The following is a 20,076-nucleotide window of genomic DNA, read 5'->3' on the forward strand; positions in this document are numbered from 1 at the left end:
GGCTCGGAGGCTTTCGCTTCCGGGCCCTTCGTCGGCTCTAAGCCACCGAACGCATCGGCACGACGAGGTAGGTGAGCTCGACGCCGTCCTCGCCCGGCGTCGACGTGAGCACCGTCGAACGCAGGCCGTCCTGGATCTTCAGCTCGATCCGGCGGCCTGCGAACGCCTTCAGCGCGTCCGCGAGGTAGCGGGCCTGGAACGTCTTGGTCAGCCGGTCGCCCTCGACCGTGGCCTTGACGAACTCCTCCGACTCGCCCTGCTGCGGGTCGCTGCCCTTGACCCGGATCTCGGAGTCCTCGACCTGGATGGTCACGGCCTGGTGCGGGCCGCCGTAGGGCGTGGCTCTGCGGACGGCGCGAGCTAACGCGTCCGCGTCCACGAGCACCGTGCTGTCGATGACTGCCTCCAGAAGTCGGCGCGCGCGGTCGTCCGGGAACGGAGCGGCCAGGAGCGCGGTGGAGATCGAGTTGTGGCCCCAGGCGAGGCCGATGCGGTCCTCGTTCGCGTGCAGGGCTACCTGGTTCGTCGCTTGCCGGGCCGCCTCGACGATGGCCTTCGCAGGTACCAACAGGTCGAGTTGACCATGTTGTTCCCACGGCAGTGTGGCGTAGGCCATGCGGTAGCGGTCGGTGGCCATGAAGTGCAGCTTGTGGGCGTCCGACTGGATCCGGATGCCGGTGAAAATCGGCAACGCGTCGTCCTTGCTCGCCGCCCCCGCGACCGCCGCGATGGTCCTGAGCCTGGCGGCGTCCACGTGCCCCTGGAGCGCCGGCAGCGCCGGGACACCGGGGTGGTGGGCGAGGTCGAGGAGCGGGATCGCGAACCTCGACGTGGGCGTGCGGATGGCCAGCCGCTGCCCCTCGACCTTGAGCCGCACTTGCGGATCGTCGAGCGCCTGAAGGGTCGCGGCCAGCGGTTTCGCCGGCACGAGCACCTCGCCCTCGGTGTGCACCGTCGCGTTGACGCTCAGGCGCACACCGTGTTCCTGGTCGCTGCCCGCGACCTCCACGTCCATCCCGGCCTTCAGGCGAAGGCCGGCCAGCACCGGGTCGAGCACGCGGGTCGGCAGCAGCCGCGCCACCTCGGCGGCGGCACCGGCGAGCTCGGCTGTCGTGGCGGTGAGGTCCATGTTCTGGACGCTAGCGGGCACCCCTGACAATTTTGGACGCCCTGGTTCTGGCTGGAGGGAGCGAAGTCGTGGACGAGTGCCTGATCTGCGCGAAGCATCTCGGTTCGGGACCGCTGGCCGGTCCGGTGGTGTTCGCCGACGACCTGGTGGTCGTGTCGCACCGGCCCGGTGAGGTGCTGGGGTACCTGTTCGTGGAGACGCGCCGGCACGTGGCCGCCCTGGACTTGCTCACCGTGGCCGAGGCGGAGGCCGTCGCGCGGGCGGTGCGGCTGGCGGCGGTCGGGCTGCGGGCCGAGCTGGATCCGGAGTTCGTGTTCTCGGCTGTGGCCGGGCGGTCCGTGGCGCACTTTCACCAGCACGTGTTCGTCCGGCATCGAGGGACGCCGGACGAACTGGCGTGGACCGAGGTGGAGTGGGCCGGGGCGCCTCGGGGTGATGCGGCGGAGCTGTGCGCCAAGCTCCGCCCGCACTTCCAGTGAGGCCTCAGGCGCCTGCCTTGCGGCGCGCCAGGTCGATGATCCGCTGCAGGTGCAGCCCCCGCCGCACGTCGCACTCGTGCGTGGTCGTGCCGCTGTCCGCCATCGCCACGAAGTCGTCGAGCAGGTTCGTGAAGCACTCCAGCGCGGGCGTGTCCCGGTTCGTCAGGGTGCGGTGGCCGTTCACCCCGAAGACGGTGAAGTCCGCGAACGGTGGCTGCATCGGCAGGGAGAGACACAGGGAGACGGTGCTGGTGGCGCCGCCGGCGTGTTGCAGGATCAGCTGCCACAGGCCCGTGTCCGTGACGTTCGCCGCCAGCACGTCGGTGATCTCGCCCAGAGCCGCGTCCAGCAGGTCGAACGCGTGCGGGCCCACGTCGTCCAAAGCGCCCTTGTCGTGCCGCCACGGGGAGTTCGAGAACGGGCCGTCCAGCAGCGCGCCGGAGATCCAGCGGCTGTCGGCGCCGGTCCAGCCGCCGGTGCGGTGCAGCTGGGCCAGCATCTCCTTCGTCTCCGGGGCGTAGCGGCGGGTCAGGACGACCAGGGACGCCACGCCGGCTTCGGCGACCGCGGCAGCCAGCTCCTCGGCCACCTCGACGGATTCCGCGATCGGCTTCTCCAGCACGACGTGCTTGCCCGCACGCGCGGCCTCGATCGCCATCGGGCCCTGCACGCCCGGTGGCACGCAGAACGCGACGGCGTCCACAGTGGACAGCATCGCGGTGTAGTCCTCGAACGGTTCCGCGCCGAAGGTGGCGGCCAGCGAGGCCGCCGCTTCCGGGCGTCGCGCCCACACGCCGGTCAGCGTCGTTCCCGGATGGTTCGCGATGCCGGGTGCGTGGATCATCTCGGCCCACGGGCCCGCACCGACAAGTCCTACGCGCAGCTGTTCGTCCACTCGCACATCCTGCCTCAGGAGTAACTGGCCTTGGGGACGAAGATCTCGCCCCCGTTGTCGAACTTCAGGCGCATGCCGGTGTCGCTCGACTCCCGCCGCGGGTCGTGATCCCAGCCACCCGGCACGGTCACCACGTGGCCGCGGTCCGGCGTCGGACCCAGCCAGATCTCGTAGTGGGTGCCGCCCACGAGCTGTTCGACCTTCTTCACGTACACGCCCGGCGAGCTGGAAGTCGGATCCACGCTGATCACGGTCGTGCGGTCCGGCACGAACATCACCACGCCCGCCACCGCGGTCAGGCCTGTGCCCAGCACGGCGCCGAGCAGGAACAGCAGGGTCTGCACCAGACAACCGGAGACCTTCGTCGCCATCACACCATCCTCGGGTTAGCGCGGTCGTACGCTCGGAGGATGCCCGACGACATGACCTTGCCGGGAAACCTGGTACCCGCATCGCGCGTCTCCCAACCCGATCAGCCCGCCGTGGCACGGGACGCCGTCACCGTGGTCCTGCTCCGCGACGGCGCCGAGGGCCTCGAAGCCTTCCTGTTGCGCCGCGTGAAGGGCATGGCGTTCGCGGGCGGCATGACGGTCTTCCCCGGAGGTGGCGTCGACCAGCGCGACGCCGACACGTCCGTCGCGTGGACGGGTCCGCCGCCGCGGTGGTGGGCCGAGATCTTCGACGTCGACGAGGGGACGGCCCGCGCGTTCGTGTGCGCGGCCGTGCGCGAAATGTTCGAGGAGTCCGGCGTCCTGCTCGCAGGGCCCGACGCCACCTCCGTCGTCGCGGACACGTCGGCGTTCGCGAAGGCTCGTCAGCAGCTGGTGGACCGCGAGATCTCCCTGGCCCAGTTCCTCGCCGCCGAGAGCCTCGTCCTGCGCACGGATCTCCTGCGGCCGTGGGCGAACTGGGTCACCCCGTACGAGGAGCCCCGCCGCTACGACACCCGTTTCTTCGTCGCCGCCCTGCCGTCCGGCCAGAAGGCCGACGGCGAGACGACCGAGGCCTCCGACGCGGCCTGGCAAACACCCGCAGAGGCCATCGAAGACGCCCAGGAGGGCCGTCGGATGCTCATGCCGCCGACCTGGCGCACCCTCGACGAGGTGGGCGCTCTCGGCAGCGTGGAGAAGGTCATGGCCGAGGAACGCAGCGTCGAGAAGATCATTCCCAAGCTGATCCGCGACGGCGACGTGATCCGAGTGGTGTTCCAGTGAGCGGCTCCCCGCTGATCGGCGCCCGCGCCGAGCACCCCCTCTACGGCGAGCTCCGCCAGGTCACGGACCACGCCGCGGTGCTGCTGGCCGACAACCCGTCGCCGATGACGCTCGACGGCACCAACACGTGGCTGCTCAAGGCACCGGACGCGACGTCGTACGTCGTCGTCGACCCCGGCCCGCTCGACGACGCGCACCTCAAGCGCATCGCGGCAGTCGGCCCGATCGCCGAGATCCTGCTGACCCACGGCCACCCGGACCACTCCGAGGGCGCCCGCCAGTTCGGTGAGCTGGTCAAGGCTCCGGTGCGCGCGCTCGACCCGACGTTCACCTACGGCTCAGAGGGCCTCGGCAACGGCGACGTGATCACCAGCGCGGGCCTGGAGCTCCGCGTCCTGGGCACGCCCGGCCACACCAGCGACTCGCTGTGCTTCGTGATCGACGGCGAGGCCGTGCTGACCGGCGACACGGTCCTGGGCCGCGGCACGACGATCGTGGCCCACCCGGACGGCAAGCTCGGCGACTACTTCGACTCTCTCAAGCTGCTCGCCGAACTGCCGGAGCACACCGCGGTGCTGCCCGGCCACGGCCCTGAGCTCACGGACGCCGGAGAAGCCGCACGGATGTACCTCGCTCACCGCACGCAACGCCTGGAACAGATCCGCAAAGCGGTGGAGGCGCTGGGCGGCGCACCGACCCCACGACAGGTCGTCGAGGTCGTCTACGCGGACGTGGACAGGGTGCTGTGGCCCGCCGCCGAGTGGTCGGTGCGGGCCCAGCTGGAGTACCTGCGGACCGGCTACTGAGGCAGGTGGCCGTTGTTCGTCGCCCCGAACGCCGACTGACGCGACGAGGACCTGTCGATCTGCCAGCGACCGCTGTCAGGTCCCTTCGCACCCGTCTGCTCCCGCTGCGCCAGCTCCTCGTGCAGCTGCTGCAACAGAGCCCGCTCGCGCTCGCTGAGGTTCGCGTCCACGGAGGACGGCTCGGCGGGCTCCGCGAGAGCGGCCTGCAGGGCCGCTAACTCGTCGGCCTTGAGCTCGGTGGTGATCTCGGCCCGGTTGATCGGGACGGGTTCGGGAAGCGTCTCGATCTCGGGCTCCGCGGAGGCCATCGGGATGCGCTTCACGGGCTTGGGCGGGAAGGGCTGCGAGCCCTCCAGCGCCGTCGGTGCGGAACGTGTGCGTCGTGAGCCGGTCTCTTCCAGTTGCTCCGGCGCCGGTGTCGGCTCGGCCACCGGCGCCGGAGCGGGAAGCTCCTCGGCCGGCTGGTCGAACCAGGCTTGCTGCTGCTGGGAGACGTGGTCGGCCATCATCGGGGCGGGAGCGCCGGAGATCGGCACCGCCATCGACGACGTCACGGCGGACGCGTGGTAGTCGCTGAGCTGCACACCGGTGGTCAGCACCTCGACCGCGGCGCGGACGCCGGCCTTGCGCAGCACCGAGTCGACCCGGTAGGCGGTCGCGGGCGCGAAGCCCTGCGGACCGATGTCCACCAGCACGACCCGCTGTGGCAACGGGCCGGGCGTGGAGCCCGTGGGCGACGAACGCCAGACGCACCGCACCGAGCGGATGTCCGGGAGCACCGACACCGCGCGGGCCAGATCGCCCGCGATGTCCGAGGCCGGGTCGGTCTCGGAGGTGAAGCGGTGCCTGATGAACGGCAGCATCTCGACCACCGGCAGGCGGTCGGTCAGCGCCGCGTCCGAGCGGACCTCGTGGAGGATCCACGTGATGGCCGCGCGCTCGTCCGGCAGCACCGGGATGTTGCCCGCGAGGAGCGTGCCCAGGAGCAGCTCGATCGAGCGGTCCAGTTCTCCGACCGCGAGGAACTCGCGGGCCTGCGACAGGGCGGCGTCGTCGATCCGCCCAGCCATCGACAGCAGGAGATCGTGGAGACGGACCGGCAGGCCGACACCGTCGTTCGTCACGTCAACTCTCCTTAGCTGAGCACCAGGTGCTCCTCGGACTCGGCGCCGGCACACACCAGCTCCGATGCCGCCAACGCCGCCCGGTGGTAGGGCGGAAGGTCCATGCCGGACGGGACGACCTCGACACACGGGTCGTGCTCGCCCAACGCCCGCAGAACACGCTGCAACTCACCGGTCAGCCGGGCGTGGCCGGTGGTGGCCGCCACCAGCAGGACGCGGTTGATCCCGGAGGGACCGATGCGCCAGCAGGAGCGAACTTCCCCGACCCCGTGCCGGCCTCGCAGCGTGGCACCGAGAACGACGGTCGCGGAATCTCCCATCGGCACCCGATCGGGTGATTCCGGAGAAAAGGTGTAGTCGGTGGGTGGCAGTTCGTCCAGCCCTTTGACCGAACTGACAGCACCGGGTTCCGCCCCGTAGGGCACCAGCGCGTCCTGCAAAAGGCGCAGTTCGTGATCAGTCAGAGGGACGCGTCCGTGCAGCAGCGTGCGCGGCAGCGACCGCGCGAGCACCGCGTACGCGTCCGAAGCCGCCCAGTCCCGGTACCGCCACAGCAGGTCGTCCGGAAGGCGTCCGGCGAGCCTGAGCAGCAGTTCGTGGCACGTGTCCGACATGTCACACCTCGACGATCAGTTCGATCTCCACTGGAGCGCCGATCGGCAGCTCTGCGACCCCCACGGCCGACCGGGCGTGCTTGCCCTCGTCGCCGAAGATCTCGCCGAGCAGCTCGGAGGCGCCGTTGATGACACCAGGCTGTCCCGTGAAGCCCTCGGCGGAGGCCACGAACCCGACAACTTTCACGACTCGCTTGATCGAGTCAATCCCCACGAGCGCGTGGACGGCCGCGAGAGCGTTGAGGATGCACGTCGCGGAGTACTGCTTGGCCTCCTCCGGGGAGACCTCGGCGCCGACCTTGCCGGTGGCGGGGAGCTTGCCCTCGACGAACGGCAGCTGGCCGGAGGTGAACACCCACGGGCCGCTCTGCGTGGCGGGCACGTAGGCGGCGAGCGGGGCCGCGACGCCGGGAAGCTCGATGCCGAGCTCCTTCAGGCGGTTGCTCCAGGTGCTCATGCCTTCGCCCTCTTCAGGTACGCGACGTGCTGCTCACCCGTCGGGTTCGTCAGCACGGTGACCAGCTCCCAGCCGTCGTCGCCCCACTGGTCGAGGATCTGCTTCGTGGCGTGGATCAACAACGGCACGGTCGCGTACTCCCACTTCGTCATGCGCGGAGCCTAACTTGCCACCCGATCGACCTCTGCGCGGTTCTCGCACTTCGGGCTACCTTGATCACATGGAGACCTGGCGGATCATCGCCACCAGCCTGTTCGCCGCGGGTGGGCTGGTGCTGGTGCTCGTCGCCATGGCCCAGGTACGTGATCGCAAGCACAGCCGGCGCACGGAGGTCCTCCAGGCCGGGCTGATCGGCCTCGTGGTCGTCGCCGTGGTCACGGCCAGCATCGCGCTGTGGCTTCCTTCGGTCGTCGCGTGGGCGTTGGTCGCCGCGACGGCCATCGCCGTTCTCTTCCTCACCATGGTCGATTGACCGACCAGTCCACGTTCGACCGATTTCACACATAGTCTGGACATGTGACGTCGTGGACCGAGGAGCTGACCCGAGCCCGTCTGCACGTGGTCTCCGGCAAGGGCGGCACGGGCAAGACGACGGTCTCGGCCGCGCTGGCGCTCGCGCTCGCCACCGGTGGCCGCCGGGTGCTGCTGATCGAGGTCGAGGGCCGGCAGGGCATCGCCCAGCTCTTCGACCGGGCCCCGCTGCCCTACTCCGAGGAACGGATCGCGTCCGCGCCGGGCGGCGGTGAGGTGCACGCGCTCGCGATCGACGCGGAAGCCGCGCTCCTCGAGTACCTGGCGATGTTCTACAACCTCGGCTTCGCGGGACGGACGCTGCGCAAGATGGGCGCGATCGAGTTCGCGACCACGCTCGCGCCCGGCCTGCGCGACGTCCTGCTGACCGGCAAGGTCAAGGAGTGCGTGAACCGCACCGGGCCGGACGGCCGCCACCTCTACGACGCCGTCGTGCTGGACGCGCCGCCGACCGGCCGCGTGGTCAAGTTCCTCGACGTCACCAAGGCCATGGCCGACCTCGCCAAGGTCGGGCCGATCAAGGGGCAGAGCGAGGGCGTCGTGCGGCTGCTGCACTCCGGCGACACGGCGGTGCACCTGGTGGCGCTGCTGGAGGAGATGCCGGTGCGCGAGACCCTGGACGCCGTCGCCGAACTGGACGGCGCCGACCTGCGACCCGGCGCGGTGCTGGTGAACCGGGTCCAGCCGGTCCGGCTGCCCGCCCGTTCGCTGCCGGTCGCGGCCGAGGGCAGGCTCGACGAGTCACGGGTGCGCGCGGGGCTGAAGGCGGCCGGGCTCGACCTCGACGAGTTCACGCTCGAAGGTTTGGTCGACGAGACGGTGGAGCATGCCATCAGGGTGCAGTCGCAGCAGGAGGCCAACGAGTTGCTCTCCGAGGCGGACCTGCCGACGCTGGAGCTGCCGGACCTGACGGACGGGGTGGACGTGGCCGCGCTGTACGAACTGGCCGAGGCGCTGGTCGCGGCGGGTGTCCGATGACCAAGCTCGAGTTCGACCCGTTGCTCGACGACCTGGCGACGCGCGTACTGGTCTGTTGCGGCTCCGGCGGCGTGGGCAAGACGACGACCGCGGCGGCGCTGGGGTTGCGCGCGGCCGAACGCGGCAGACGCGTGGTCGTGCTGACGATCGACCCGGCACGGCGGCTCGCGCAGTCGCTGGGCCTGCGGGAACTGGACAACCAACCGCGCGAGGTCGTCGTCGACGGCTTCGAGCCCAAGGGCGAGCTGTTCGCGATGATGCTCGACATGCGTCGCACGTTCGACGACATGGTGCTGACCCACGCGGGCCGCGACCGGGCCGACCAGATCCTGTCGAACCCCTTCTACCAGACCATTTCCTCGTCGTTCTCCGGCACGCAGGAGTACATGGCGATGGAGAAGCTGGGCCAGCTGGTGGCGCAGGACGAGTGGGACCTGATCATCGTCGACACCCCGCCGAGCCGGTCCGCGCTCGACTTCCTGGACGCGCCGCAGCGGCTGTCGACGGTGCTCGACGGCAGGTTCATCAGGATGTTGTCGGCTCCGGCACGGGCGAGCGGCCGCGGGCTGCTCAAGATCGTCGGAACCGGTTTCAGCCTTTTCACCCGCGCCGTGTCGACGATCGTCGGTGGCCAGCTGTTGCAGGACGCGTCAACTTTTGTTCAGGCGTTCGACAGCATGTTCGGCGGATTCCGCGAACGCGCACAGCGCACGTACGAACTGCTCCGCTCGCCCGGAACCGGTTTCGTGGTGGTAGCGGCGGCGGAACCAGACGCATTGCGCGAAGCGAGCTATTTCGTGGAACGGCTCAGCGCCGAGAACATGCCGTTGTGCGGGCTCGTCGCGAACAGGACCCATCCCGTGCTCGCGGGGGATCTGCCCGCGGCGAAGGCGGTCGCCGCAGCGGATGACCTGGACCGCTCCGGTGACGCGCCGCTCGCCGCGGCAGTGCTCCGGCTGCACGCGGACCGGGTGGCAGTGGCCGATCGTGAGAAGCGGCTGCTGGCCCGGTTCACGCGTGCTCACCCCGGCGTGGCGCTGGTCGGCGTGCCCGCATTGCCTGCTGACGTGCACGACCTCGACGGCCTTCGGGAGATAGGTCGTCGACTCGCCGGCGAATAGGCGCGCAGCGCCTAGCTGACCCTCGTGTCTTCGACGTGCTCTTGACGTGCGTTGTCGAGCAGCTCGAACCACGAGTCCACGTCCGGACGGCGGCGCAGCAGAGCACGGCGTTCGCGCTCGGTCATGCCTCCCCAGACCCCGAACTCGATCTTGTTGTCCAGCGCTTCGGCCAGGCATTCCATGCGCACCGGGCATCCCAGGCACACGAGCTTCGCCTTGCGCTGCTCCGCACCTCGAACGAAGAGCTGGTCCGGCTCTTCGTCACGGCACGAAGCGTTGATACGCCAATCCCCCTGGTTCATATCCCCCACTCCTCAGTGCTGTCCAAATGTGGAAATCCGCCACACCCCTGCCACGGATGCCGTAGCGTTCGAGCCACGGCTGCATTCCTTGGACGTTGACGGACTGTAGTGCTGTTCGGTTCCCTGTCCAAGCCTGGGTCACCCGACTGTTACCTGTCTTGCGTATGTCTACTCATGCTGAGTAACGGCACTTACTGATCACCTTCACCCGTTCGTGTACGGCGTACGCTGACCCGCGTGCGAGTCAGGAATGGCGTGCTCAAGATGCTCGGCCTGTGCCTGCTGGCTGGGGTTCTCCTCGCCGGCATGCTGTTCCCAGTCGTGGGTGCGACAGGCCTCGTCTCGAACAGAGCCAGCGACACTGTGGACAGCATCTCGGCCGACCTGGTGACGACGGATCCCCCGTTGATCACCACGGTCACGGACAAGGACGGCGCCCCGATCGCCTACCTGTTCGACCAGTACAGAGTCCTGACACCTCCCGAGAAGATCTCGCCGACCATGAAGGCGGCGCTGATCTCGGTCGAGGACCGCCGGTTCTACGAGCACCAGGGCGTGGACTGGAAGGGCACGATCCGAGCGGGGCTGACGAACCAGGTCAGCGGCTCGGTGTCGCAGGGCGCCTCCACGCTGACCCAGCAGTACGTCAAGAACTACCTGGTCCACGTGGTCGCGCGGAACAACAAGCTGGAGCAGGCCAAGGCCCAGGAGCAGACCATCGCGCGCAAGATGCGCGAGGCCCGGATCTCGTTGCAGCTGGAGCGAAAGCTCGGCAAGGAGGAGATCCTCGCCCGGTACCTCAACGTCGTTCCATTCGGTTCGACCATTTACGGCATCGCGGCGGCCGCGCAGGCTTACTTCAGCACGACTCCGGACAAGTTGACGGTTCCGCAGGCAGCGATGCTCGCGGGAATGGTGAACAGTCCGTCAGCACTCGACCCCGAAGCGTATCCGGACAAAGCTTTGGAGCGGCGCAACAAAGTGATCGACCGGATGGTCGAGAACGACAAGCTGTCGCGCGACGCGGGTGAGGCGGCGAAGAAGGAAGGCCTGGGTCTCGCGACTCCGGTCCGCACCCCGCCGAACGGTTGTGTCGGCGCCGGTCCGGAAAACGGCTTCTTCTGCTCGTACGTCGTGAACTACTTGCAGCGCGCGGGTTTCAGCGAGGAACAGCTGCGCACCGGCGGTTACACCATTCAGACCACTTTGGACAGAGCAGCCACGTCGCAGGCGAAGGCCGCGGCGGAGGCCGGCGTCGGCAAGGGCACCGACGGCATCGCGAACACGATGGCGATCGTGAAGCCCGGCAAGGAACGCCACGAGGTGCTCGCGCTGGTCGCGAACCGCGACTACGGCCTGAAGTCCGACCTGCGCCAGACCACGTACGACCTGCCCAGCGGCGTGGAGAACAAGTTCGGCGCCGGCTCGATCTACAAGGTCTTCACGGCCGCGGCCGCGCTGGAGAAGGGTCTCGGCATCGAGAACGTCATCCCGACGCCGACGTCGCACACCTCCAGGGTCTTCAAAGGTGGCGCCCAGCGCTGCCCGAGCACCGGTGAGCCCGGCACGCGCTGGTACTGCCTGTCGAACTTCGACTCGAGCTACCCGTCCTCGATGACGCTGCAGCAGGCCCTCGCGACCTCGCCGAACACCGGCTTCGTGATCCTGGAGGAGCAGACCGGCATGGACGCGGTCGTGGACATGGCCTCACGCCTGGGAATGCGCGAGACGATGGCGACGAACCTGCAGGGCACGCGGCCGGACCCGAAGGCCAAGGACAAGCAGAACCGCATCTCGCAGACCGAGTTCTACAAGCAGAACGGCGGCAACGCGTCCTTCACGCTCTCACCGGCGCCGGTGTCCACTCTGGAGCTCGCGAACGTCGTCGCGACCATCGTGAGCGGCGGCAAGTGGTGCCCGCCCACGCCGATCGCGAAGGTGCTGGACCGCAACGGCAAGGCCGTACCGCTGAACGAGGCGCCGTGTGAGCAGGTCGTCGCCGAAGGTCTCGCGAACGGCCTCGCCGTCGGCATGAGCAAGGACGACGTCGGCAACGGCACCGCCGCGGCCGCCGCCCGTGCCGCCAAGTGGACCCGCCCGATGATCGCCAAGACGGGCACCACCGAGGAGTACAAGTCGGCGGCGTTCATCGGCGCGACCCCGGACTTCGCGGGCGCCGTTCAGACGTTCAACGACGGCACCAACCCGCGCCCGATCTGCATCGGCGGCGCACCCCGGTTGTGTGGCAACGGCAACATCTTCGGCGGCACGATCCCGGCCAAGACGTGGTTCGAGACGATGACGAAGATGCACGCGAACATGCCGGTGGCCCAGCTTCCGCAGGTGGAGCAGCGCTATCTCAAGGGCGGCCGCGAGATCCAGGTGCCCGACGTCGTGGGCAAGCAGTCCAACGACGCCGTGCGGATCCTGGAGCAGGCCGGCTACAAGGTGAGCCAGCAGTCGGTGAACTCGGAGAGGGCGAAGGGCACGGTCGTCAGCCAGTCGCCGCGCGGCAACGCGTTGCGCGGCACGGTGATCAACCTGTCGGTGAGCTCGGGTTATGTGCCGCCGCCGGTGGCAACGGAGCCGCCGCCGACGCAGCCCCCGCCCAACCCCGGCAACCCGAACGAGCCGCCACCGATAACGCTGCCGACCGAACCCGAACCCCGGTAGCGCTCAGGCGAGCATCGCTTTGAGGCGCTGGACGCTCACATCGACGTGAGCACGGATCTCGGCGACCGCCCTGTCGCGGTCGCCGAGACGGATGGCTTCGACGATGGCCTCGTGCTCCGCCACGACCTCCTCCGGCGTCTCGGACTTGCTCAGGACCGTGAGGTAGAAGCGCAGTTCCTTGGTCAGCGAGGCGAAGAACTCGTCCAGCCTCGTGCTGTCGAGCAGCGCGACGATCTGCTGGTGGAACGCGAGGTCGCGGTCGACGATCCCGTGGCCGGTCCGGGCGGCTTCGCGCAGGTCGTCGAACGCTGTGGTGATCGCTTTCAGCTGCTCCGGACGCGGGGTGCGCGCGATCGCGGCGGTCTCCAGGCGTTCGCGGGCGGTGTAGAGCGCCTCGATCTTCTCCGGTGTGGGCGCGATGACGACGGCGCCGCGGTTGACCTCGTAGCGGACCAGGCCGGTCAGCTCCAGGATCCGGACGGCCTCGCGGATGGTGTTGCGCGCGACGCCGAGCTCGGCCGCGATCGCGCTCTCCCTGAGCCTGTCACCAGGGCCGAAAGCGCCGGCCATGATCCGTTCGGAGAGGCCGTCGGCCAGCTGCTGGGCCGTGGTGGTGCGGCGCACTTCGAGGCCGTCGAGGGCTGACATGTGGCCAGTTTAACGGGTTGCCCTACAGTTGAACTGTACTACAGTTCGACCCATGGACCTGACAGCGTTCAAGGCGCTCAGCTTCGACTGCTACGGCACGCTCATCGACTGGGAGACCGGCATCGCCGCGGTGCTGTCACCGTGGGCGCGCGAACAGGGGCTCTCACTGTCCGACGAGGAACTGCTGCTCGCGTACGGGACTCAGGAGGCGGCCGTGCAGGCGGCGACACCGTCCGCGCTCTATCCGGAGGTGCTGGCGTCCGCTTTTCGGCTCATGGGCTCCGCCCTGGGGCGCGAGGTGAGCGACGAGTGGGCACGCCGGCTGGGTGACTCGGTGCCGGACTGGCCTGCGTTCCCCGACTCCGCGGATGCGTTGGCACGCCTGGCTTCCCACTACCAGCTGATCATTCTGTCGAACGTGCACCGCGCCGGGTTCGCGGGCAGCAACCGGCAGCTGCGCGGGGATTTCGCGGCGATCATCACCGCGGAGGACGTCGGCGCGTACAAGCCCGCCGAGAACCACTTCCGGGCGCTGGATCGCGAGTTGGGCTCGCTGGGCGTGGAGCGCTCGGAGCTGCTGCACGTGGCGCAGAGCCTGTTCCACGACCACGTTCCGGCCAAGCGGGAGGGGCTGCCGTCCGTGTGGATCAACCGGCGGCGCGACCGGCCGGGCTGGGGCGCGACGCCGGAGCCGTCCGGTGACTTCAGCTACGACCTGGAGTTCGGGTCGATGGGCGAGTTCGCGGACGCGGTCGACAAGACGTTCTGAGTTGGGGTGCCGCAGCGGTCGTCCACCGCTGCGGCACTGCGTTCTAGCCGGCGAGCTTGGCCTTCACCGCGGCGGCCACCCGGCCACCCTCGGCGCGCCCGGCGACCTCGGCGTTGACGGCCTTCATGACCTGGCCCATCTGCTTCTGCCCCGGCGCCTCACCGAGCTGCACGGCGACAGCGTCGAACGCCTTGTCCACAATGGACGCCAGCTCGGCGTCGTCGAGCTGCTTGGGGAGGTAGATCTCCAGCACGGCGAGCTCCTGACGCTCCAGGTCGGCCTTCTCGGCCCGCCCGGCACCGTCGAAGGCCTCAGCCGCCTCCTTGCGCTTCTTCGCCTCGCGCGCGAGGACCTTCACGACCTCGTCGTCGGAGAGCTCACGGGCCTGCTTGCCCGAGACCTCCTCGTTCGTGACGGCCGTGAGCGCCATTCGCAACGCACCGGCCGTGACGGTCTCCCGTGCCTTCATCGCGACAGTCAGGTCGTTCTTCAGTCGCGTCTTCAAGTCCGCCATGGCGCAGAACGGTACCGCCCTCCGGATGCCGCGCCGATCGAGTTAACGGCCTTCCGTACCCTTGACGCGTGAACAAGCTGGGCCGCGCCCTCCTCGCCACGACCGCTCTCGGCGCCGCGACCGTCGCGTACGCGGCGGGAATCGAGAGAAGGCACTGGACCCTGCGCACCGCCACGGTGCCGGTCCTGTCCCCCGGAGCCAAGCCGATCCGCGTGCTGCACATCTCGGACCTGCACATGACGCCGAACCAGGTGTCGAAGCAGCGCTGGGTGGCCGCCCTGGCCGACCTGAACCCGGACTTCGTGGTCAACACAGGCGACAACCTCGCGCACAAGGACGCCGTCCCCGGCACGTTGCGCGCGCTCGGCCCGTTGCTCGACAAGCCGGGCGTGTTCGTCTTCGGCAGCAACGACTACTACGCGCCGAGGCTCAAGAACCCGGTCCGCTACCTGCTGCCGTCCGCCAAGACCAAGCGAATCCACGGCGTGACGCTCCCGTGGCGCGACCTGCGCGCCGGCATGATCGAGCGAGGCTGGGAAGACCTCACCCACCTGCGCAAGACCATCATGGTGAACGGCCAGGCCATCTTCTGCGCGGGCCTCGACGACCCGCACCTGAAGCGCGACCGCTACGCCGACATCGCAGGCGCCCCGGATCCCAGTGCCGCTTTGAGGCTGGGCGTCACGCACTCCCCGGAGCCGCGCGTGCTGGACCCGTTCGCAGCCGACGGCTACGACTTCGTGATGGCCGGCCACACCCACGGCGGCCAACTGCGCATCCCGTTCTACGGCGCAGTCGTGACGAACTGCGAACTGGACCGCGGCCGCGCCCGCGGAGTTTCGCGCTGGGGTTCGCACATGTGGATGAACGTGTCCGCCGGCATGGGCACTTCGCCGTACGCGCCGGTGCGGTTCTGCTGCCCACCGGAGGCTTCCCTGCTGACCTTGGTTCCGCGACCCGTTACGCCTGGTCAGGGGCGAAATGAGGGGGTCCGATTCGGAGCTGGCGCGGACATGATGTAGAGTTCTACATGTTCCCAGCCGGGGTGTGGCGCAGCTTGGTAGCGCGCTTCGTTCGGGACGAAGAGGTCGCAGGTTCAAATCCTGTCACCCCGATTGAATAACACAAATCAGCTCCTGTTCGCAGAAATGCGAATGGGAGCTGATTTGTTTTTGCGGTTGTTCCGGGAGAACAACTCCTGAACCTCATGGCCGCCACTCGGCGAGGAAGTCGCCCTCAAGCCACTCGGCCACCCCGGCGAGCATCGCGGCGACGTTCTCCCAGAGCGGTTCCTCGTCCGCGCCCTCGACGTTGTCGAACGGCATCACGCACCCGTGAAGCGGCCCCTCGCGGAGATCGACGAACAGATAGCTGCCGGACGCGCTGACCGCGATCGGGACGAAGAGCGGCAGCCACAGGTCCCCGATGAGCGACCCGGCGGGTTCACCCAGCTTGCGCGCCTCGTAGCTGTCGACGTCCCCGACCCGCGGGTCGACCGCGACCTCGCGCCGGATCCGCATCGTCATCTCGCGGACCTCCAGCGCCCGGCCGACGCCGAACGGACTGTAGAACTCCGGAACGAGCGGGGCGTAGTCCGCCTCCTCCAGCCCGCCGCACGCCGTCCACCACGCCGCCAGGTCGGCCGGCAGAGGCGCACCGATCGCCTCCTCGGCGGCCGCCACGTCTGCTGCGGTGGCCGGAGGCAGGAACTTGGCGTGCAACTCGGGCGCGTGAGAGCGGAGCCAGGCGTCGGCTCGGGTCCAGTTCACGCGCCAGATCATCCCGAGTGACGCGCGACACAGCTCCCTCGGCCCCTCAGCACAATTCCTTTCGGCCTTGAATTTGTCTCGCCTTTTGTTTGTCGACAAGTCGACCAGAAGGTCCCTTCGCACACAGGGTCGAAGGTCCTTCGCGATCACCGCGAAAAGTCATCAACGTTCCCGATAAGCCACCCGATCGTGTGACGCACCTCGACACGAGCAGCCGTAGACGCCACCGTCGTTGCATGACACTGCGCCATCGTTCTGGATCAAATTATACGGAACGACCACGTAGCGTTAACCCTTACGAGTGAAGGTTGACGGTTCAACTGACGTTGCGTAACGGGAGACTTGATCCAAACGACGAAGGCTGTGGTTCAGCCGCCGTTGAATAAGTCGGGAGATGTCAGTGATGGACTCCGCCTCCGCCGCCAATGCTTCTCATCGGTCGTGGATCGTCGTAGTGGCCAAAGCAATTGTGGTGTTGCAGTCCCTGGGGATTGTTTACATGCTCACTTCTGCCTGGGTGACGGCCGTGGTCGCCGTCGGTTTCATCGTGGTCTTCATCGCGGTCAGGGCATTGTCGCGGGCTTCGCGGCAGGTCGACCGGATCTTCGAGGAGGAGCTCGGCCGGCAATAGGCTCGGCACCATGCTTACGCGGGTGTCGGAGGCTCTGGTGAAGCCAGGCCGGGAGCAGGAGTTCGTCGCACGGGTGCGGGATCTCGTCGGGTCGTTTCCCGAGATCTACGACGGGCTTGTGGGGCACGAGGTGCTCGTCGAGCTCGACGACCCGCGGCGCGTGCAGTACGTGAGCCGGTGGCGGGACGAGCAGGCCCTGGAGAACTACGCGGGGCCCGGATGGCGCACCGATCCGGTGACGTTCCCGGACGAGGACGAGTACCTGCAGCGGCCGTTGACGCTGCGGCACTTCCAGGACGTCAGTTGATGAAGCCCCGTGCGGGCAGGCCTTCCGGGAAGCGTTCCAGCGCCTCGCCGGCGGCGTGGGCCAGTGACTCCAGCGTTTCGGTCTCGGCCGGGGTCGCGGTGTGCGGGACGGCCCAGTAGCAGCCGATGGCGCCGAGTGGTTCCGGGCGCAGGATCGGGGCCATCAGCAGGCTTCGCACAAAGGTCGGCCGATACGCTTCCTGAGGAATCCTCGAATCGAAGCGAATGTCCCTGATCGCCACGGTTCGACGATTCAACATCGCCCACCCGCTGATGCAGTTCACGGCGGGGAAGCGCTGGCCCTTCCACAGCGGGCTCATCGAGTCCTCGTCGGCGTAGTAGCAGAGGTCGCCGTCGAGCAGCACCAGCGTCGCACCGTGCGCTACCAGCGAAGACCTGGCCGTGGTGCGGACGATGCGTTGCACTTCCTCCAACGTGGCGGCCCCGGCGAGGCGATCCATTGTTTCGGACATGCATCAACGTTAACTCTCGCGGGACCCCCGCACCTAGAATCTCTGACTCGATTCAACTGGTCAGCGGCGGTTCCTCGGTCGGTGACCTTGTGACAAAGATTGCTGGTGCTTTGCGACAATCCACCGCTTCACGGCCGGACGGGTCGCCAGTACGAGGCTCAGCACGCACAGCGCCAGCAGGACGGCCGACCCCATCGTGGGCACCAGTTCGGCGACGCCGCGGCGCACCGAGCGGATCAGCGCCACCAGCAGCACCAGCCCCGTGAACCCGCCTGCCATCTGCGAGGCGACCGTGTTCGGGAAGTGCGGGTGGTTGACCGACAGCGCGCCGAGCGCGTTCAGCAGGCCGAAGCCCGCGATCACGGCGGCGAGCAGGATGCCGACCAGCAGCGTGCCGCCGGACATCAGGAAGCTCATGATCACGAAGGCCGCGATCACCAGCATGCCGACGGCCAGGATCCAGTTCAGGATCGCGAGCAGGGTGAGTTGCGACGGCTTCGGCGGCAGCCAGCCGGGCGGCGGGCCGGGCTGGAACGGAGGGCCCTGCCGCGGCCACTGCTGGGGTGGCGGGCCTGGCTGGGGCCACTGCTGGGGTGGCGGGGGCCGGTGCTGCTGCGGTGGCTGGTGGTGCCCGTGACCAGGTGGTGGCGGCGGGCGGTGCGGTGGCCCACCCCACTGTGGTGGTTGTGTCATGTGGAATCCCCCTAGAACCGACCACTGACTCTAGTGTTGAACCGTGACCACGCACCCTTCTCCCGACATTCCGGAACAGCTCTTCGAGGACCCGGCCGCCGAGACCCGGTGGCGTGAGCGGTTCACCGCTCCCCGCATGAGCCTGCCCGGATGGGCCGACGACGCACCGGACCGCACCCTGTACGTCTCCAACGCGAGCGGCGTGTGGGAGATCTACTCCTGGGACCGCGCGACGGACGAGCACCGCAAGGTCACCGACCGCCCGAACGGCACGTCGCACGCCACGCTGAACCCGGACGGCACCGAGATCTGGTGGTTCGACGACCACGACGGCGACGAGTTCGGCGTCTGGGTGTGCGAGCCGTTCAAGGCCGACGGCAGCAAGGCGGAGCCCGCGGTCGCCGACGTGACGCCCGGCTACCCGGCGGGTCTGGAGATCGGCCGCACCGTCACGGCGGTGGCGGCGTCGACCGACGACGGCACCACGGTGTGGTTGGCGCGCAACGGCAAGAGCGAGGTGCTCTACCAGCACGTCAACGACGCCGGCGTCACCGCGCTGTCCAAGGACGAGTCGATCGTCGTGATCGCGCACTCCGAGCACGGCGACAACCGGCACATGGCCCTGCGCGCGCTCAAGGCGGAGAACGGCGAGACGATCGCCGAGAAGTGGGACGGCAAGGGCAAGGGCCTCGACGCCATCTCGTTCAGCCCGGTGCACGGCGACCAGCGGCTGCTGGTGCTGCACGAGCGCCGTGGCCGCGAGGAGCTGCTGATCTGGGACGTCGCCGCCGGCACCGAGCAGGAGATCGTCCTCGACCTGCCGGGTGAGGTCTCCGCCGACTGGTACCCGGACGCGTCCGCGTTGCTGATCGTGCACACCCACCACGCCCGCAACACCGCGCACCGCTACGACCTCGCGACCGGCGAGCTGTCCACTCTGGACACCGCGCCCGGTGTGATCGGCTCGGCGGGCGTGCGGCCGGACGGCACGATCGAGTACTCGTGGTCGTCCGCCGAGAGGTCCACGGTCATCCGCGCGCTGGCCACCGACGGCACCGAGCGCGTGCTGGTCGAGCCCGCCGGCGCCAAGCCCGCGACGTCCGCGCCGTTGGAGGACGTGTTCGTCGGCGACGTGCACGCGCTGGTCTCGAAGCCGGAAGGCGAGGGCCCGTTCCCGACGGTCTTCCTGATCCACGGCGGCCCGCACTCCTCCGACGAGGACCGCTTCTCCGCCTACCGCGCGGTCTGGCTGGACGCCGGGTTCGCCACTGTGCACGTGAACTACCGCGGCTCCAGCGGCTACGGCTCGAAGTGGCGTGACGCCATCGAGGGCCGGCCGGGCATCACCGAACTCGAGGACATCGCCGCCGTGCACGACTGGGCGGTCGAGTCCGGGCTCACCGACCCCTCGAAGTCGGTCCTCAACGGCGCATCGTGGGGCGGCTACCTGACCCTGCTCGGCATCGGCACCCAGCCGGAACGCTGGACCGTCGGCGTCGCGGGCGTCCCGGTGGCGGACTACTTCGCCGCCTACGAGGACGAGATGGAACCGCTGCGGGCGTTCGACCGCGCGCTGTTCGGCGGCTCCCCGGAGGAACTGCCCGAGCTGTACAAGGAGTGCTCGCCGCTCACGTACGTCGACCAGGTCACCGCTCCGGTGCTGATCCTCGCCGGCGAGAACGACCCGCGCTGCCCGATCAGGCAGATCGACAACTACCTCGACGCGCTCGCGGCCCGCGACCACGCCTACGAGATGTACCGCTACGACGCGGGCCACGGCTCGCTGGTCGTCGCCGAGACGATCCGTCAGACGGCGGCCGAGGTGGACTTCGCAAGGCGGCACATCACGAAGTAACCTGGTGACGGCGCTGCCGAGCGCCTCACCTCCTGATCGGTCACCCACGCTGACCGGCGTCGCGGAGGCAAAGGGGACTCCTGTCCTCCCGGCGC

Annotated in this window: 25 protein-coding genes and 1 tRNA gene; 13 read left to right on the forward strand and 13 right to left on the reverse strand. The window is 68.8% G+C overall.

The window, feature by feature from the left end:
- Nucleotides 1-37 precede the first annotated feature (37 nt).
- On the reverse strand, nucleotides 38-1,129 hold the full coding sequence (gene dnaN, locus BM417_RS16770) for a DNA polymerase III subunit beta (protein ID WP_093594405.1): 1,092 nt from the start codon (nucleotides 1,127-1,129) through the stop codon (nucleotides 38-40).
- 68 nt (nucleotides 1,130-1,197) lie between these two features.
- On the opposite strand from dnaN, the gene BM417_RS16775 reads away from it, so the two are divergent.
- Nucleotides 1,198-1,608 carry an HIT domain-containing protein gene (locus BM417_RS16775; protein ID WP_245821956.1) on the forward strand — a complete coding sequence of 137 codons (411 nt, stop codon included), beginning with the start codon at nucleotides 1,198-1,200 and terminating at the stop codon, nucleotides 1,606-1,608.
- Between the two features lie 4 nt (nucleotides 1,609-1,612).
- Here the strand turns inward: BM417_RS16775 and BM417_RS16780 are convergent, their stop codons facing one another.
- Both BM417_RS16780 and BM417_RS49205 read right to left on the reverse strand, forming a co-directional pair.
- Nucleotides 1,613-2,503 (reverse strand): Gfo/Idh/MocA family protein, encoded by an 891-nt coding sequence (locus BM417_RS16780; protein WP_245821957.1) that lies wholly within the window; start codon nucleotides 2,501-2,503, stop codon nucleotides 1,613-1,615.
- 14 nt (nucleotides 2,504-2,517) lie between these two features.
- Nucleotides 2,518-2,874, reverse strand: coding sequence for a hypothetical protein (locus BM417_RS49205; RefSeq protein WP_245821958.1), 357 nt, complete (start codon nucleotides 2,872-2,874; stop codon nucleotides 2,518-2,520).
- Between the two features lie 39 nt (nucleotides 2,875-2,913).
- Between BM417_RS49205 and BM417_RS16785 the strand changes: the two genes are divergently transcribed.
- Together BM417_RS16785 and BM417_RS16790 are read left to right on the forward strand one after the other, a co-directional pair.
- A complete protein-coding gene (locus BM417_RS16785) occupies nucleotides 2,914-3,717 on the forward strand; it encodes an NUDIX hydrolase (protein ID WP_177320465.1) in 804 nt (267 codons plus the stop codon).
- Nucleotides 3,714-4,523, forward strand: a complete 810-nt coding sequence (locus tag BM417_RS16790; RefSeq protein WP_245821959.1) for an MBL fold metallo-hydrolase — start codon at nucleotides 3,714-3,716, stop codon at nucleotides 4,521-4,523. The genes BM417_RS16785 and BM417_RS16790 overlap by 4 nt, the downstream gene beginning before the upstream one ends.
- Here the strand turns inward: BM417_RS16790 and BM417_RS16795 are convergent.
- The 4 genes from BM417_RS16795 to BM417_RS16810 are packed head-to-tail and all read right to left on the reverse strand — an operon-like array spanning nucleotide 4,517 to nucleotide 6,870.
- Nucleotides 4,517-5,647: a hypothetical protein gene (locus BM417_RS16795; protein ID WP_093594414.1), complete on the reverse strand. Its 1,131-nt coding sequence runs from the start codon at nucleotides 5,645-5,647 to the stop codon at nucleotides 4,517-4,519. The genes BM417_RS16790 and BM417_RS16795 overlap by 7 nt on opposite strands.
- Nucleotides 5,648-5,658: 11 nt before the next feature.
- The gene (locus BM417_RS16800; RefSeq protein WP_093594417.1) at nucleotides 5,659-6,261 is read right to left on the reverse strand and encodes a hypothetical protein; all 603 of its coding nucleotides are present in this window, start codon (nucleotides 6,259-6,261) and stop codon (nucleotides 5,659-5,661) included.
- A 1-nt stretch (nucleotide 6,262) separates the two neighbouring features.
- A complete protein-coding gene (locus BM417_RS16805; protein ID WP_093594420.1) occupies nucleotides 6,263-6,718 on the reverse strand; it encodes a RidA family protein in 456 nt (151 codons plus the stop codon).
- Nucleotides 6,715-6,870, reverse strand: coding sequence for a DUF4177 domain-containing protein (locus BM417_RS16810; RefSeq protein ID WP_089950120.1), 156 nt, complete (start codon nucleotides 6,868-6,870; stop codon nucleotides 6,715-6,717). The genes BM417_RS16805 and BM417_RS16810 overlap by 4 nt, the downstream gene beginning before the upstream one ends.
- A gap of 68 nt (nucleotides 6,871-6,938) precedes the next feature.
- Between BM417_RS16810 and BM417_RS16815 the strand changes: the two genes are divergently transcribed.
- From BM417_RS16815 to BM417_RS16825, 3 genes are read left to right on the forward strand one after another with little or no spacing between them, the layout of a single operon-like run.
- Nucleotides 6,939-7,190: a hypothetical protein gene (locus BM417_RS16815; protein WP_093594423.1), complete on the forward strand. Its 252-nt coding sequence runs from the start codon at nucleotides 6,939-6,941 to the stop codon at nucleotides 7,188-7,190.
- A 44-nt stretch (nucleotides 7,191-7,234) separates the two neighbouring features.
- Nucleotides 7,235-8,227 carry an ArsA-related P-loop ATPase gene (locus BM417_RS16820; RefSeq protein WP_093594426.1) on the forward strand — a complete coding sequence of 331 codons (993 nt, stop codon included), beginning with the start codon at nucleotides 7,235-7,237 and terminating at the stop codon, nucleotides 8,225-8,227.
- Nucleotides 8,224-9,348, forward strand: a complete 1,125-nt coding sequence (locus tag BM417_RS16825; RefSeq protein ID WP_093594429.1) for an ArsA family ATPase — start codon at nucleotides 8,224-8,226, stop codon at nucleotides 9,346-9,348. Before BM417_RS16820 ends, BM417_RS16825 begins: the two co-directional genes overlap by 4 nt.
- Before the next feature lie 11 nt (nucleotides 9,349-9,359).
- Here the strand turns inward: BM417_RS16825 and BM417_RS16830 are convergent, their stop codons facing one another.
- A complete protein-coding gene (locus tag BM417_RS16830) occupies nucleotides 9,360-9,650 on the reverse strand; it encodes a WhiB family transcriptional regulator (RefSeq protein WP_089908081.1) in 291 nt (96 codons plus the stop codon).
- 237 nt (nucleotides 9,651-9,887) lie between these two features.
- Between BM417_RS16830 and BM417_RS16835 the strand changes: the two genes are divergently transcribed.
- Nucleotides 9,888-12,323 carry a penicillin-binding protein gene (locus tag BM417_RS16835; RefSeq protein ID WP_093594432.1) on the forward strand — a complete coding sequence of 812 codons (2,436 nt, stop codon included), beginning with the start codon at nucleotides 9,888-9,890 and terminating at the stop codon, nucleotides 12,321-12,323.
- 3 nt (nucleotides 12,324-12,326) lie between these two features.
- On the opposite strand, the gene BM417_RS16840 is transcribed toward BM417_RS16835, so the two are convergent.
- Complete coding sequence (locus BM417_RS16840; RefSeq protein ID WP_093594435.1) at nucleotides 12,327-12,971, reverse strand: GntR family transcriptional regulator; 645 nt, start codon at nucleotides 12,969-12,971, stop codon at nucleotides 12,327-12,329.
- Nucleotides 12,972-13,023: 52 nt separating this feature from the next.
- Between BM417_RS16840 and BM417_RS16845 the strand changes: the two genes are divergently transcribed.
- Nucleotides 13,024-13,740, forward strand: coding sequence for an HAD-IA family hydrolase (locus tag BM417_RS16845; RefSeq protein ID WP_093594438.1), 717 nt, complete (start codon nucleotides 13,024-13,026; stop codon nucleotides 13,738-13,740).
- Nucleotides 13,741-13,783: 43 nt separating this feature from the next.
- Here the strand turns inward: BM417_RS16845 and BM417_RS16850 are convergent, their stop codons facing one another.
- Entirely contained in the window at nucleotides 13,784-14,254 is a 471-nt protein-coding gene (locus BM417_RS16850) for a GatB/YqeY domain-containing protein (protein ID WP_093594441.1), read from the reverse strand.
- Between the two features lie 68 nt (nucleotides 14,255-14,322).
- Here BM417_RS16850 and BM417_RS16855 point away from each other — a divergent pair, with 68 nt between their 5' ends.
- Together BM417_RS16855 and BM417_RS16860 are read left to right on the forward strand one after the other, a co-directional pair.
- Complete coding sequence (locus BM417_RS16855) at nucleotides 14,323-15,276, forward strand: metallophosphoesterase (RefSeq protein WP_093594444.1); 954 nt, start codon at nucleotides 14,323-14,325, stop codon at nucleotides 15,274-15,276.
- Nucleotides 15,277-15,295: 19 nt separating this feature from the next.
- Nucleotides 15,296-15,369, forward strand: a tRNA-Pro gene (locus BM417_RS16860).
- Nucleotides 15,370-15,459: 90 nt separating this feature from the next.
- Here BM417_RS16860 and BM417_RS16865 read toward each other — a convergent pair.
- Nucleotides 15,460-16,023 carry an SMI1/KNR4 family protein gene (locus BM417_RS16865; RefSeq protein ID WP_143138675.1) on the reverse strand — a complete coding sequence of 188 codons (564 nt, stop codon included), beginning with the start codon at nucleotides 16,021-16,023 and terminating at the stop codon, nucleotides 15,460-15,462.
- A 403-nt stretch (nucleotides 16,024-16,426) separates the two neighbouring features.
- Here BM417_RS16865 and BM417_RS16870 point away from each other — a divergent pair, with 403 nt between their 5' ends.
- Nucleotides 16,427-16,654, forward strand: a complete 228-nt coding sequence (locus tag BM417_RS16870; RefSeq protein WP_143138676.1) for a hypothetical protein — start codon at nucleotides 16,427-16,429, stop codon at nucleotides 16,652-16,654.
- Nucleotides 16,655-16,664: 10 nt separating this feature from the next.
- Nucleotides 16,665-16,961 carry an antibiotic biosynthesis monooxygenase family protein gene (locus BM417_RS16875; RefSeq protein ID WP_093594453.1) on the forward strand — a complete coding sequence of 99 codons (297 nt, stop codon included), beginning with the start codon at nucleotides 16,665-16,667 and terminating at the stop codon, nucleotides 16,959-16,961.
- Here the strand turns inward: BM417_RS16875 and BM417_RS16880 are convergent.
- Nucleotides 16,954-17,433 (reverse strand): GAF domain-containing protein, encoded by a 480-nt coding sequence (locus BM417_RS16880; RefSeq protein WP_093594455.1) that lies wholly within the window; start codon nucleotides 17,431-17,433, stop codon nucleotides 16,954-16,956. The genes BM417_RS16875 and BM417_RS16880 overlap by 8 nt on opposite strands.
- Nucleotides 17,434-17,493: 60 nt before the next feature.
- Nucleotides 17,494-18,126, reverse strand: a complete 633-nt coding sequence (locus tag BM417_RS47795; RefSeq protein ID WP_177320466.1) for a hypothetical protein — start codon at nucleotides 18,124-18,126, stop codon at nucleotides 17,494-17,496.
- Between the two features lie 43 nt (nucleotides 18,127-18,169).
- Between BM417_RS47795 and BM417_RS16890 the strand changes: the two genes are divergently transcribed.
- Nucleotides 18,170-19,981 carry a S9 family peptidase gene (locus BM417_RS16890; protein WP_245821960.1) on the forward strand — a complete coding sequence of 604 codons (1,812 nt, stop codon included), beginning with the start codon at nucleotides 18,170-18,172 and terminating at the stop codon, nucleotides 19,979-19,981.
- Nucleotides 19,982-20,076 lie beyond the last annotated feature (95 nt).

It is taken from the genome of Lentzea waywayandensis (assembly GCF_900115955.1).
Classification (GTDB): Bacteria; Actinomycetota; Actinomycetes; order Mycobacteriales; family Pseudonocardiaceae; genus Lentzea; species Lentzea waywayandensis.